The sequence below is a fragment of the Streptomyces sp. NPDC003023 genome (assembly GCF_042888225.1).
GTDB lineage: Bacteria > Actinomycetota > Actinomycetes > Streptomycetales > Streptomycetaceae > Streptomyces.
Genome location: NZ_JBIAPL010000005.1, coordinates 412,227 through 424,997, shown reverse-complemented (window position 1 = coordinate 424,997; position 12,771 = coordinate 412,227). Strand labels below are relative to the sequence as shown.

Annotated in this window: 14 protein-coding genes; 8 read left to right on the top strand and 6 right to left on the bottom strand. The window is 71.7% G+C overall.

Going from position 1 to position 12,771, the window contains the following annotated elements; all coding sequences use genetic code 11:
• Window positions 1-43 precede the first annotated feature (43 nt).
• From ACFYV1_RS20015 to ACFYV1_RS20000, 4 genes are all read left to right on the top strand, one after another.
• Complete coding sequence (locus ACFYV1_RS20015) at window positions 44-862, top strand: TetR/AcrR family transcriptional regulator (protein ID WP_389396828.1); 819 nt, start codon at window positions 44-46, stop codon at window positions 860-862.
• Window positions 863-885: 23 nt separating this feature from the next.
• Window positions 886-1,542: a TetR family transcriptional regulator gene (locus ACFYV1_RS20010; RefSeq protein WP_389396912.1), complete on the top strand. Its 657-nt coding sequence runs from the start codon at window positions 886-888 to the stop codon at window positions 1,540-1,542.
• Window positions 1,543-1,585: 43 nt separating this feature from the next.
• The gene (locus tag ACFYV1_RS20005) at window positions 1,586-3,622 is read left to right on the top strand and encodes a HelD family protein (RefSeq protein WP_389396827.1); all 2,037 of its coding nucleotides are present in this window, start codon (window positions 1,586-1,588) and stop codon (window positions 3,620-3,622) included.
• Window positions 3,623-3,796: 174 nt separating this feature from the next.
• Window positions 3,797-4,708 carry an aldo/keto reductase gene (locus tag ACFYV1_RS20000; RefSeq protein ID WP_389396826.1) on the top strand — a complete coding sequence of 304 codons (912 nt, stop codon included), beginning with the start codon at window positions 3,797-3,799 and terminating at the stop codon, window positions 4,706-4,708.
• On the opposite strand, the gene ACFYV1_RS19995 is transcribed toward ACFYV1_RS20000, so the two are convergent.
• Together ACFYV1_RS19995 and ACFYV1_RS19990 are read right to left on the bottom strand one after the other, a co-directional pair.
• On the bottom strand, window positions 4,699-5,673 hold the full coding sequence (locus ACFYV1_RS19995) for a phosphotransferase family protein (RefSeq protein ID WP_389396825.1): 975 nt from the start codon (window positions 5,671-5,673) through the stop codon (window positions 4,699-4,701). The two genes, ACFYV1_RS20000 and ACFYV1_RS19995, sit on opposite strands and share 10 nt — an antisense overlap.
• 41 nt (window positions 5,674-5,714) lie before the next feature.
• On the bottom strand, window positions 5,715-6,602 hold the full coding sequence (locus tag ACFYV1_RS19990; protein WP_389396824.1) for an NAD(P)-dependent oxidoreductase: 888 nt from the start codon (window positions 6,600-6,602) through the stop codon (window positions 5,715-5,717).
• 47 nt (window positions 6,603-6,649) lie between these two features.
• Here ACFYV1_RS19990 and ACFYV1_RS19985 point away from each other — a divergent pair, with 47 nt between their 5' ends.
• The gene (locus ACFYV1_RS19985; protein ID WP_389396823.1) at window positions 6,650-7,000 is read left to right on the top strand and encodes a winged helix-turn-helix transcriptional regulator; all 351 of its coding nucleotides are present in this window, start codon (window positions 6,650-6,652) and stop codon (window positions 6,998-7,000) included.
• Window positions 7,001-7,283: 283 nt separating this feature from the next.
• Here the strand turns inward: ACFYV1_RS19985 and ACFYV1_RS19980 are convergent, their stop codons facing one another.
• Both ACFYV1_RS19980 and ACFYV1_RS19975 read right to left on the bottom strand, forming a co-directional pair.
• Window positions 7,284-7,700, bottom strand: coding sequence for a VOC family protein (locus tag ACFYV1_RS19980; protein ID WP_389396822.1), 417 nt, complete (start codon window positions 7,698-7,700; stop codon window positions 7,284-7,286).
• A 10-nt stretch (window positions 7,701-7,710) separates the two neighbouring features.
• A complete protein-coding gene (locus ACFYV1_RS19975) occupies window positions 7,711-8,130 on the bottom strand; it encodes a helix-turn-helix domain-containing protein (RefSeq protein WP_389396821.1) in 420 nt (139 codons plus the stop codon).
• 150 nt (window positions 8,131-8,280) lie between these two features.
• Between ACFYV1_RS19975 and ACFYV1_RS19970 the strand changes: the two genes are divergently transcribed.
• From ACFYV1_RS19970 to ACFYV1_RS19960, 3 genes are all read left to right on the top strand, one after another.
• Window positions 8,281-8,733 carry a helix-turn-helix domain-containing protein gene (locus ACFYV1_RS19970; RefSeq protein ID WP_389396820.1) on the top strand — a complete coding sequence of 151 codons (453 nt, stop codon included), beginning with the start codon at window positions 8,281-8,283 and terminating at the stop codon, window positions 8,731-8,733.
• Between the two features lie 25 nt (window positions 8,734-8,758).
• A complete protein-coding gene (locus ACFYV1_RS19965) occupies window positions 8,759-9,361 on the top strand; it encodes a hypothetical protein (protein WP_389396819.1) in 603 nt (200 codons plus the stop codon).
• 131 nt (window positions 9,362-9,492) lie between these two features.
• Window positions 9,493-9,831, top strand: coding sequence for a DUF2516 family protein (locus ACFYV1_RS19960; RefSeq protein WP_389396818.1), 339 nt, complete (start codon window positions 9,493-9,495; stop codon window positions 9,829-9,831).
• A 126-nt stretch (window positions 9,832-9,957) separates the two neighbouring features.
• On the opposite strand, the gene ACFYV1_RS19955 is transcribed toward ACFYV1_RS19960, so the two are convergent.
• Together ACFYV1_RS19955 and ACFYV1_RS19950 are read right to left on the bottom strand one after the other, a co-directional pair.
• Complete coding sequence (locus tag ACFYV1_RS19955; RefSeq protein ID WP_389396817.1) at window positions 9,958-11,235, bottom strand: PP2C family protein-serine/threonine phosphatase; 1,278 nt, start codon at window positions 11,233-11,235, stop codon at window positions 9,958-9,960.
• 330 nt (window positions 11,236-11,565) lie between these two features.
• A complete protein-coding gene (locus tag ACFYV1_RS19950) occupies window positions 11,566-12,654 on the bottom strand; it encodes an NlpC/P60 family protein (RefSeq protein ID WP_389396816.1) in 1,089 nt (362 codons plus the stop codon).
• Between the last annotated feature and the right edge of the window lie 117 nt (window positions 12,655-12,771).

Genomic DNA, 12,771 nt, shown 5'->3' with positions numbered 1-12,771 from the left:
TAGAGCGACGGGCGGAAGACGGCGGCCGGAGGCGGCGGAGGCGATGGCGGGCAACGGACGCAGGCGCGAGCAGGGCGACGCGCGGACCGGTACCGGGTTGCCGGCCGCCATTGAAGCCGCGTGGGGCCTGCGCGAGCGCCCCGGGAAAGGGCCCAAGCCGGGGATCGGCATCGAGCGGATCGTCGCGGCCGCCGTCTCTGTGGCATCCGCGGAGGGCATCGCGGCGGTCTCCATGGGCCGGGTCGCCAAGGAACTCGGCGTCTCCACGATGTCCCTCTACCGGTACGTCGCGGCCAAGGACGAGCTCTACATCCTGATGCAGGAGGCGGCCATCGGTCTGCCTCCGGCGCCCCCGCCCCCCGGAACCGCATGGCGCGAGGCGCTGGCGGCCTGGGCCTGGGCGCAGCGCGAGGTGGTCCACCGGAACCTGTGGGTGCTGCGCATCCCGGTCTCCAGCCCGCCCGCCACCCCCAACTCGGTCGCCTGGTGGGACCGCGGTCTCGCCGCCCTCGAGGACACGGGTCTCGGCGAGGGCGAGAAGATCTCCGTGGTCATGCTCCTCGGCGGTTTCGTGCGCAACGAGGCGCTCCTCATGGCGGATCTGGGCGCGGCGATCGCCGCGAGCGGTCAGACGCCGGAGGTGGTCATGCGCCAGTACGCCGCCACCCTCGAACGCTTCGTCGACCCCGAGCGCTACCCCGCCCTCGCCAGACTTCTGGGGTCGAAGGTGCTGTACGAACCGGACGAGGCGGACTACGAGTTCGTCTTCGGTCTGGAGCGCCTGCTCGACGGCGTGGAAGTGCTGGTCGAAAGGCGCCGCCAGGGCGGTGGCGGTCTGTCCGAGGGAGGCGGGAGGGCGTGAGCGACGTCCGTGGCGCGAGTGGTGTGAGTGGCGCCAGTGGTGGAAGCGGTGTGAGTGGCCGGGGTGGCGGGACAGGGCTGCGTGAGCGCAAGAAGCGCCTGACGTACCGGGCGATCTCCGACGCCGCGATCGCGCTGTTCCTCGAGCGGGGCTTCGACGCCGTCTCCGTCGCCGAGGTGGCGGCCGCGGCGGACGTCTCCAAGCCGACGCTGTTCCGCTACTTCCCCGCCAAGGAGGATCTGGCGCTGCACCGGTTCGCCGACCACGAGGACGAGGCCGCGCGCGTGGTCACGGCCCGGCCGGGCGGGCTCCCGCCGCTCGGGGCGCTGCACCGCCATTTCGTCGACGGTCTGTCGCGGCGCGACCCGGTGACGGGGCTGAACGACGAGGAGGGTGTGCTCGCCTTCCATCGGCTGCTGTACGGAACGCCCAGCCTGGTCGCGCGTCTGTACGCCTATCAGGGCAGGTCGGAGTACGCGCTCGCGGAAGCGCTGCGTGAAGCGGGGGTCGAGTCGCTCCGCGCGCGGCTGGCCGCGGGGCAGATCGTGGCCGTGCAGCGCGTCCTCGCGGAGGAGAACTGGCGCAGGGTCGCGGCGGGTGAGCGGGCGGGAGAGGTCGAACCGGACGCGGTGGCCGCGGCCGACACCGCGTTCGCGCAACTGCGCGACGGCCTGAAGTGATTCCAGGTTAAAAATGTAACTCGGTTACGTTATTCTCGCGGGAATGACGTCACTCGACCATGCCGCCGACCGTGATCTTCCCTCCGGCACCCCTGCGTCCGGCCTCGACCAGAACCTGGCCGGGGAACGCGCCTTCCACGACGCCTGCCGTGCCGCACTGACGGACATGCTCGACGCCGCGGACCATCGCGTCGCCACCGGAGCAGACGTCTCCGCGTCCGGAGCCGACGCGGAGACCCTCGGGTACCAGTTCCGCAGCCACGCCAGAAAGTTGCGCGAACAGCCGCCCGGCCCGCTGTTCTTCGGCCGCCTCGACCACGAGGACGGCCAGAGCCACCACATCGGCCGTCGCCGCGTCAGCCGGCACCCCGCCGACCCGCCGCTCGTGATCGACTGGCGAGCCCCCGTGTCCCGCGCCTTCTACCAGGCCGCGGCCGACGACCCACAGGGTGTGGCCGTCAGGCGACGGTTCGGCTGGGCCCCCTTCAGCAAAGGAGATTCGGCCGACCTGACCGGCCTGGAGGACGAGCGGCTGGGCGAGGGAGAGGCCGCCGCCGCGAGCGCGATCGTCACCGGCGAGATCGAAAGGCCGCGCGTCGGCCCCATGCGTGACATCGCCGCCACCATCCAGCCGGAGCAGGACGACCTCGTACGGGCCGAACCGGCCGCGACCGTCTGTGTCCAAGGGGCGCCCGGCACCGGCAAGACCGCTGTGGGCCTGCACCGGGCCGCGTATCTCCTGTACACGTACCCCGAGCGGATCAAGCGCAGCGGCCTGCTGATCCTCGGCCCCAACCGCACGTTCCTGTCGTACATCTCCGAGGTGCTGCCCGCGCTCGGCGAGATCGACATCCGCCAGTCGACGGTCGAGGAGGAGATCGCCCGGCACGAGGTCCGGGCGTACGACTCCGACAGCGCGGCGGCCGTCAAACACGACATCCGCATGGCCGCCGTACTGCGCCGCGCCCTCTACGCGCGGGTGACGCCGCCCACGGATCCGCTCGTCGTCCCCGACGGCTCGTACCACTGGCGGGTTCCGCTCGACGAACTCGAGCGGATCGTCGAATCGGTGCACCACGAGGCGCCGCCCTACGACGTCGGCCGCGAGCGGCTGCGCAGCCGCACCGTACGGGCCCTGCAACTGCAGGCGGAGCGGCGGGCCGGGCCGAGGGGCGGCGCCTGGGCGCGGAAGGTCGGCAGATCACGGCCGGTCGGCGCGTTCGTGGACGCCGTCTGGCCGAAGGCGCGGCCGGAGGAGGTGCTGGCCGAGGTGCTCACCGACCCCCGGGACCCGCTCCTGACCCCTGGAGAACAGGAATCCGTCCGGTGGTCGCGGCCACCTCGTTCGTACCGGTCCGCGAAGTGGTCCGCGGCCGATCTCGTACTGCTCGACGAGATCGCGGGCCTGATCGAACGCCCCGCCGGCTACGGCCACATCGTCGTCGACGAGGCCCAGGACCTGTCCCCGATGCAGTGCCGCGCCATCGCCCGCAGGGCGTGCTTCGGCTCGCTCACGGTGCTCGGCGACCTCGCCCAGGGCACCACACCGTGGGCGGCCTGGGACTGGCCTCGGCAGCTCGCCCACCTCGGCAGGGACCAGGCGACCGTGGTGGCGCTGACCGCCGGATTCCGGGTGCCGGCCGCGATCGTCGAACTCGCCAACCGACTCGTCGGAGCACTCGGCGTCGACGTACCGCCGGCCCGGTCGATGCGCGGGGACGGTGAACTGACGGTCCGCCGTGTCGACGACATCGTCACGGCCACGGTCGACGCGGTACGCGGGGCGCTGAGACGAGAGGGCTCGGTCGCCGTCATCGCGGCCGGCCGGGACACGGACCGGTTGCGGGCCGCGCTCACGCTCGACCTGCGGGGCGAGCCCCTCGACCGCGTCACCGTGCTGCCCGCGACGCTCGCCAAGGGACTCGAGTACGACCATGTCGTCGTCGCCGAGCCGGCCGCGATCAGCGAGGCGGAGACCCGTGGGCTTCACCGCCTGTACGTGGTGCTCACGCGTGCGGTCTCCCGCCTCGACATTCTCCACAGCAGGCCGCTGCCGCCCGAGTTGCGCGGGGGAGGGTGAGGAGGAGGGCCGGTCCCGAAGGCACCTCCGTGGCCCCGCGGTTCCGTGCCGGGGGCTTCCGTGGTTCTGCGGTTCCGTGCCGGGCGGCTTCCGTGGCCTGCGGTTCCGTGCCGGGCGGGCCGTGGTTCTGCGGTTTCGCGGTTCCGTGCCACGGGGCGGTGGCAGACTCCCCGGATGACTACGACGATCGACGCTGCCGCTGCCGCTGCGGGGAGTTGGAAGCTGGGGGACCTGACGGTCAACCGGCTCGGGTTCGGTGCGATGCGCCTGACGCACAACGCGGACGGCAGCCCGAGCGACCGTGACCGGGCCGTCGCGGTGCTGAGGCGGGCGGTCGAGCTCGGGGTGAACCACATCGACACCGCGGCGTTCTACTTCTCGTCCACACGATCCGCGAACGAACTGATCAACAGGGCCCTCGCGCCGTATCCGGACGACCTCGTCATCACCACCAAGGTCTGGCCGGGACGTGACAACTCGGGACAGTGGTGGTGGGCCACGCCGGAGCAACTGCGGGGTCAGGTCGAGGAGAACCTGCGACAGCTCGGCCGGGACCACCTGGACGTGGTGAACCTGCGCATGCAGCCGAGCGCGCAGTCCGGTTCGATCGCCGACCACTTCGGTGCCCTCGCCGAGCTGAGGGACGCCGGCCTGATCCGGCACCTGGGCATCTCGAACGTCCGGCCGCGACACCTGGCGGAGGCACAGGCGATCGCCCCGGTGGTCTGTGTGCAGAACTCGTTCGGGGTCGGGGCCACGCCCGAGCACAACGCGTTCCTCGACTACTGCGGTGAACAGGGCGTGGCGTTCGTGCCGTTCTTCGCGATCGCGGGCGAGGGGCGGGAGGCTGGTGCGGGCGCCACGGACACCGAAGCGGTCGAGGCCGTGGCCCGCGCGCACGGCGTGAGCCCCGCCCGGGTCCGGATCGCCTGGACACTGCGGCGCGGCCCGCACGTACTGGCGATCCCCGGCACCGGCAACCCGGACCACCTGGTCGACAACGTGGCGGCCGGTGCTCTGCGGCTCTCGGACGACGACATGGCACGGCTGGGGCCGGTCGACGCGGCGGTGGCGACTCAGCCGTAGCGGCGGAGCAGGGCCTCGAGGTAGTCCTCCAGACGACGGCTGAGCAACGCGGCCGTCAGATCCCTGCGGCCCCACTCCCGCCAGGGGACGGCGACCTTCTCCGCGTCCGGGGCGAACGCGAGCGCGTCGAGCATGCGCCAGTAGAGATGGGCGGCCGGGTCCGTGGAGAGCCGGCCGCCCTCGGCCGCGTACCGGTCCGCGAAGCGCATGCCCTCGTCCGGGCCGTGCAGCAGCGCGAGGGCGGTCGAGCAGTGGGCCACGTCCAGGTCGGCCGGGCCCCATGAGGTCTCCACCCAGTCGACGACCCCGCTGATCCCAAGTGTGTCCGCGTCCCCGGTGAAGAGCACGTTCCCCGGATGGAAGTCCCTGTGCAGGAACCGGGCTCGGTGAGCGGGCGGGTCGCGGCGTATGACGTCCACCGCTCGCCGCCACACGTCGGGCCGGCCGGCCGCCCCGGGCAGACCGACCCGCTCCGGGGCGGTCCACGCCTGGTAGCTCCGCGGCCGGTCCGACTCCGGTGTCCGCACCTGGTGGATGCGTACCAACTGGCGGGCGAGCAGCGCCGCCCGGCGGCCGGCTCCCGCGTCTTCCAGCCGTATGCCGCCGGGCAGCAGGGTCATCAGCAGCGAGGGGTGGTCGCAGTGCTCGGCGGTCGCGTCGAGGGCTCGGAACTCCGCCGCCGGTACGTCAGTCGGGGCCAGCAGACGCAGCACGGCCGCCTCGCGGGTGAGAAGCCCTTCCGCGTGCCGGAGGTAGAACGGCTTGACGAACGAGCGCAGCACCAGCGTGCGTCGTCCGCCGGCCGGCCCCGCGACGTCGAGGCGTCTCATGGTCGACGTCCACCCGCCGAGCAGCCGCTCGGCGCTCTCGATCCGCTCGCCCGCGCCGAGTTGCCCCTCCACCCAAGCGCGCGTCGCGGCCCAGCCGGGCTGCTCGTCCTGTGCGCCGTTCCTTTCCTCGTCCACGCGTACACGCTACCGAGGGCAAGGGCAGTACGGCGCGGAACTCAGTGGCGGCCGATGAGCTCCGCGATCCGTACGAACCCGTCCGCGCCGTGGCCCAGGGCGATCGCACGCCGGGCCTGGCCCTCCGCGGCGCGCATCACTGAGGTGTCGATGCCGTGGGCCTCGGCGGTGTGCACGATGTGGGCCATGGACGACGCCGCGGAGGTGAGCGGGTTGCCCTCGCCCGAGAAGCTTCCGTTGTCCACGTCTTCCGCGGTCTCCTCGAAGATCGGCGGGAGAATGGCGCCGATCCCCATGGCGAACGGCGCCAGTTGGCGTGCGGTGATGCCTTCCGCCCGCGCGACCGCCAGGGCGTGGGCGTAACCCGCCATCGCGGTCCAGAAGATGTCGAGCAGCGCGACGTCGTACGCGGCGGCCCGGCCGACGGCCTCCCCGAGGTGGGTGTGGGTACCGCCCAACGCCTCCAGTACGGGGAGGTGTTCGCGGTACAGATCCTCCGGGCCGCTGTGGATGAAGACCGCGGCCGGTGTGCCGATGGTCGTGGTCGGCGTCATGATCGCGCCGTCCAGGTAGCGGACGCCGTGTTCGGCCGCCCATGCCGCCGTGTCGCGGGCCCGGTCCGGGGTGTCGGCGGTCAGGTTGACGACCGTGCGGCCCTTGAGGGCGTCGGCGACCGCCTCGCGCCGCAGAACGGCGTCGGCGGCGTCGTAGTTGACCACACAGACCACGGTCAGCGGGCTCGCGGCGACCGCCTCCTCGGCCGTCCGGGCGCCGACCGCGCCCTGCGCGACCAGGTCCCGGTCCCGGCCCGGGGTCCTATTCCAGACCGTGGTGCGCAGGCCGGCGGCCAGGAACGCGCCGGCCAGGGACCGGCCCATCGGCCCCAGTCCGAGTACGGTGACGGCAGACCGTCCGGTGTGCGTAGACATGACTCAACTCCCGTGAACGCAATGCTTACATGACGAATGGGGCGAAGATGACCCGCAGCCGTGCCCAGGACCCGAACGTCTGTGGGGTGACTGCCGCGATCGCCGTGATCGACGGAAAATGGAAGACGGCTCTGCTCTGGCTGCTCGAATCCGGACCCAGGCGGCCGGGCGAGCTGCGCCGTCAGCTGCCGGGGCTCAGCGAGAAGGTGCTGACTCAGGCACTCCGTGAGATGGAGACCGACGGTCTCGTGCACCGGGAGGTGCACGAGGGGCTGCCGCTGAAGACGGTGTACTCCCTGACCGGATTCGGCCGGGACCTCTCAGAGGCTCTGGCGCCCCTGTCCGACTGGGGCCATCGGCGCCTGGAGATGCTCACCGAGGCCCGGTCGGCTTCCTGACCCATCGCTTCGCCACCCCCGTTCGATCCGCTCCGCCAGGACCGGACGGCCGCGCGGCCGCCCCTCACAAGGGTGGCCCGGCGGCCGTTCGTCGCCAAGTACCCACTAAAAAGTGGCTACTGCGGGGGTCCTGTCACGCGCCCGCCCGTCGTGGCCGCCGCCGGGCCCCGGCAGCGCTCGCTCGCGCCGGCCGACGACGGGCCCCGGCATGCGTTCCCTCGTGGTGGCCGCCGCCGGAGGGCGAGGGTGGCGACTGTCGCCGGGACCCGCCTCGCACCCGGCGCTATGCGCGGAGCCGCTGCGCGAACCGCAGCATGTTCCCGGCCGGGTCGCGGAACGCGCAGTCGCGCACGCCGTACGGCTGGTCCATCGGTTCCTGCAGTACCTCCCCGCCCGCGGTGCGGATCCGCTCGAAGGTGGCGTCGCAGTCACCGGTCCGGAAGATGACGCCGCGCAGCAGGCCCTTGGCCATCAGCTCGGCCACCGCTTGCCGGTCGGCGTCCGTGGCGTTCGGGTCGGCGAGCGGCGGCTCGAGGACGATCTCCACGTCCGGCTGGGACGGCGAGCCGACGGTCACCCAGCGCATCCCCTCGAAGGCGACGTCGTTGCGCACCTCGAGGCCGAGAGCGTCGCGGTAGAAGGCGAGGGCCTTGTCGTGGTCGTCGACGGCGATGAAGCACTGTGAAAGTTCGAGATCCATGCCCATCACGCTACGAACCGCCGGCGCCCCGCGCTTCTCCGTTCCTGACCGGCCGGGTGTGGATCTTGGCCAGGCAGGCCGGGATGCCGGCGTCCTGGCCGTGGTCGCGGGCCCGGTACGCGCTCGGGCTCTCACCGACCAGCTCGGTGAACCTGGAGCTGAACGAGCCCAGTGACGTACAGCCGACCGCCATGCAGACTTCCGTCACGGTCATGTCGCCGCGCTGCAGCAGCGCCTTGGCCCGCTCGATCCGGCGGGTCATGAGATAGCTGTACGGCGTCTCGCCGAACGCGGCGCGGAAGCTGCGCGAGAAGTGCCCCGGCGACATCAGCGCGAACCGCGCCAGAGCCGGGACGTCCAGCGGCTCCGCGTAGTCGCGGTCCATCAGGTCACGGGCCCGGCGCAGCCGTACGAGGTCGGAGAGGGACACGCCGCCCACGTTACCGACTGCCCGCGACGGGGCACGAGCCCTGACGCGGTATTCGTGCCCGGCCTCGCGGCCGGGGCCCCAGGTATGGCATGGAACACTTTTGCAAGCGTCTGCTTGCAAAAGTTAGCACTCTCGGGGCACCATCGGGGCATGGCATCGCTCAACGTCGGCAATCTCGGTGAGTACCTCCGCGAACAGCGGCGCAACGCGCAGCTGTCACTGCGGCAGCTCGCCGAAGCCGCCGGGGTGTCCAACCCGTACCTGAGTCAGATCGAGCGCGGGCTGCGCAAGCCGAGCGCGGACGTCCTCCAGCAGGTCGCCAAGGCCCTGAGGATCTCCGCGGAGACGCTGTACGTGCGGGCCGGGATCCTCGACGAGCAGGAGCGGGACGAGCTGGAGACGCGCGCCGTCATCCTCGCCGACCCGTCCATAAACGAGCGGCAGAAGCAGGTGCTTCTGCAGATCTACGAGTCCTTCCGCAAGGAGAACGGGCTCGAGACCGCCGCCACCACGGACGCCGCCGAGGGCACAGCGCCGAAGGACACCACCGCTGACGGCCCCCGCACGGCCGGCACAGGCGATGCCGAACCGAAGACGAACTGATCTGCGTTCCGGGAGGACCACAGTCATGGCCATCACCGATGACCTGCGCAAGACCCTCACCGACCCCACCCCCCTCTACTTCGCCGCCGGCACCGCCGACCTCGCCGTCCAGCAGGCCCGCAAGGTGCCCGCGCTGATCGAGCAGCTCGCCGCCGAGGCACCGGCCCGTATCGACGCCGTGCGCAACACCGACCCCAAGGCCGTGCAGGAGAAGGTGACCACGCAGGCCAAGGAGGCGCAGGCCACCGTGCAGGCGAAGGTCGCCGCGGTGATCGGGAACTTCGACACCGACCTGAAGAAGCTCGGCGAGAGCGCGCAGGACCTGGCGCTGCGCGGTGTCGGCGTGGCCGCCGAGTACGCGGTCAAGGCGCGAGAGACGTACGAGAAGGTCGCCGAGCACGGTGAGCAGACCGTGCGGGTGTGGCGCGGGGAGGCCGCGGAGGAGATCACCGAGATCGCCGTCGCCGTCGAGCCGGAGCCTGCTGCTGCGGCTCCTGCTCCGGCTGAGGAAACCGCGGCGAGCGCCGCCGCCGAGCCGAAGGCCGAAGAGGGCCGGAAGCCTGCCGCGCGCAAGACCTCCACGCGCAAGCCTGCTGCCCGCAAGAGCACCCCGCCGGCCGCGAAGTGAGCCGTGTACGGGCGCCGCGGTGACGCGGCGTCCGGCACGTCCATCGCGCCGGGGTCACCCCCAGAGGTACCTTGGGGCGTGTCCGAGCCGCGAGGCAGGCGACATCAACCACTCACTAGGCGGTGCTGAGGATGCTGGCTGACAAGTTCGACTTCGGGCTCTGGATGATCGTGAATCTGGTCTTCCTCGTCATGTCCGTGGCCGCCCTCGTCATGGCCGCCATGGCGCGTGAGGACGCCTACCGGGCCGCCGACAAGAAGACCAAGCCCTTCTGGCTGGTGATCCTTGGTGTCGCGGTCGCCGTGAACCTGTTCATCCCCATGCTGTTCCTGCAGATCGCCGGGCTGATCGCCTCGATCGTCTTCTTCGTCGACGTGCGTCCCGCCCTGCAGCAGATCTCGGGCGGCGGCAGGCGTCGTGGCGGTTCCAGCAGCGACGGACCGTACGGTCCCTACAACGGCGGCCGGTGACGGCGACGCCGGCAACCGGCACGGAGACGCGGACCGTTGACCGCAGCGGCCGACGGGAACGGCGTCGGCCGTTGAGTGCGGCAATCGGCGGGGCGGTCGACCGGGCCGCCTGCGGCGCCGCGGTGCTCAGCGGCGCGTTCCGTCCCGGCTGAGCAGCAGCACCGCCACGTCGTCCGTGAGGTCACCACCGTTGAGGTCGCGCACCTCGCCGACCGCCGCCTCCAGCAGTTCCTCGCCCTCGAGGCCCGCCGAGAGCTGTCGGTTGATCATCGCGACCATGCCGTCCTGACCCAGTCGCTGCTTGGTCTCCGGGCCCCTGCGGCCCTCGATGAGCCCGTCCGTGTACATCATCAGGCTCCAGGAGCCGCCCAGCTCGACCTGGCGTCGCGGCCAGCGGGCGCGCGGCAGCAGGCCGAGCGCCGGGCCGCCGTCGTCGTAGGGAAGCAGCTGCGCCGCCCGGCCGTGCCGGGCGATCAGCGGTGTGGGGTGGCCCGCCAGACAGAGACCGGCCCGCCGGCCGTCCGGGGCTATGTCCACGGTGCAGAGCGTCGCGAAGATCTCCTCGCTCTCCCGCTCGTGCTCCAGTACCTGCTGGAGCGTGGACAGCAGGTCGTCCCCGCACAGGCCGGCGAACGTCAGGGCCCGCCAGGCGATGCGCAGTTCCACGCCGAGTGCCGCCTCGTCCGGGCCGTGCCCGCAGACATCGCCGATCATGGCGTGGACGGTGCCGTCAGGGGTGCGGACGGTGTCGTAGAAGTCGCCGCCGAGCAGTGCGCGGGAGCGCCCCGGACGGTATCGCGCCGCGAAGCGCAGCTCCGAGCCCTCCAGCAGGGGAGTGGGCAGCAGGCCGCGCTCGAGCCGGGCGTTCTCCTGGGCGCGCAGCCGGGACTCGGCGAGTTTCACCTGAGCGGTGTCGGCCCGTTTGCGCTCCACCGCGTACCGCACGGCTCGCGTCAGCAGACGTCCGTCGAGTTCCTCGCGCACGAGGTGGTCCTGGGCTCCTACGCGTACCGCCTCCGCCGCCGTCTCGGCGTCACCGGAGCCCGTCAGTGCCAGCACGGCGTGCCGGGGCGCGAGGCGCAGGACGTGCTTGAGCACGCCCAGTGCGTCGTCCTGCGCCCGTCCGGGCAGCGCGAGGTCGACGAGGACACAGTGGACGTCGTCCGTGAGCAGCCGCTCCGCCTCTGTGAGATTGCGGGCGGTGCGGATGCGGACGCGGGTGCCGGACGCGTCGAGCAGTTCGGGAACGCTGAAGGTACCCGCAGGGTCGTCCTCGATGACGAGAAGGGTGAGGTCGCCGCCGAGGGCTCCGCCGGTCACGCCGCCGGGCACGCTGCCGACGGCTACGCCGGGGGCGGTCTCCGCGACGGGGACATTCCTCTGTCGCGGTACGGGTACGGGCATCGGTGTTGTTCCTTCCCTCCCCCCGAGGGCGGCAGGGCGACTGTCGACGTCCCTCCCCAGGGTTTCGCCCGGGAGGCGCCCCCATGACGGGGACCATAGCGGTACGCGGTGTCGGAACGGAATGGCGATCAGCGAAGAGCCGTTGGCATATGCCGCGCATGGGGGCGTAGTTGCCCACCGGCCCATGACGAACGTCACCCCGGCCGTCCGTTTCGTCCCGTTCCGGCGTGGCGCGCATCACGCGACGCACGCCACGCGCGTCACGCACGCCCCGCAAGCCGCGGATGGGCCTCATCCATCGCTGCCGGTGGAGTCCTCGGGGCGTGCGCGTCACTTGTCGGGGCGTACCACCCCGAGGATGGACATCGAGCCGGCGCCCGCGACGGTCACGTGCCTGCCCGGTCGGGGCGCGTGAATTATCGCGCCGTTGCCGATGTACATGCCCACGTGGCTCGCGTCCGAGTGGTAGATGATCAGGTCGCCGGGCCGCATGTCCTTGACGCCGATCCGGGGCAGCAGCCGCCACTGCTCCTGGGAGGTACGGGGTATGCCCCGCCCGGCAGCGGCCCACGCCTGCGAGGTGAGACCCGAGCAGTCGTAGGAGCCCGGCCCCTCCGCGCCCCATACGTACGGCTTGCCGAGCTGCTGCGTCGCGAACCGGATCGCCTTCTCGCCCTGTTCGCTCGCCGTGCCGCTGACACCGTTCAGGATGCCCGAGTCCAGCCAGGTGGCCTGCGCCTTGTACTGGGCCTGCTGCTCCAGCTGCAGCAGTTCGGCCAACTCCTCCTTCTGGAGCCGGTCCTCGAGCTTCTTGGCCGCGGCGATCCTTTCCGTGATCTCCTTCTTGGCCTTCTCCTTCTTGGCCCGGATGGCCTCGAGCCGCTCCCACTGGGTGCTCGCGTCCTGTGTGTAGGTCGCCAAGTCCGCCTGCGTGCGGGTCAGTTCGGAGATGAGGTCCTTGGTCGCCTTCTGGCCCTGCTGGATGCGGCCGACACCGTCGAGGAAGAGCTGCGGGTCGTCGACGAGCGCCAGTTGCGCCTCGGGCGGCAGGCCGCCCCCGCGGTACTGCGCGCGGGCGGCCGCGCCCGCGCGGTTCTTCAGCTCTTCGATCCTGGCCTGCCCCTTGGCCATCTCCTGTGCCAGCTTCACGATTTCGGCCGACTGCTTCTGGGTCTGCTCCTCCGCGAGGTTGTACGCGTCGGTCGCGGACGCGGCCTGGCGGTAGAGGGCGTCTATCTCCAGGCGGACCTGCTCGAGCGACGTGTCCGGCGCGGGCGGAAGCGGCGCAACCGGCCGGGTGACGGACGCCGGTGCCGTCGGAGCCGGCTCGGGGGCCGCGAAGGCCTGCCCGGGGGACGTCAGCAGCGTCAGAGCGCAGACCAGCGTGATCGCGGCAGTGGCACAGTGGCGTCGGTTCACGACTCCCCCTCCGGACATCGGGCGAACGTCTGGCATTCCGGTGCGGACGGGCGACCGAAATGTGGTTAACCGTCAGTAACTTGTGTGTGACGACGTGATGGTGTCACGGCGTACGCG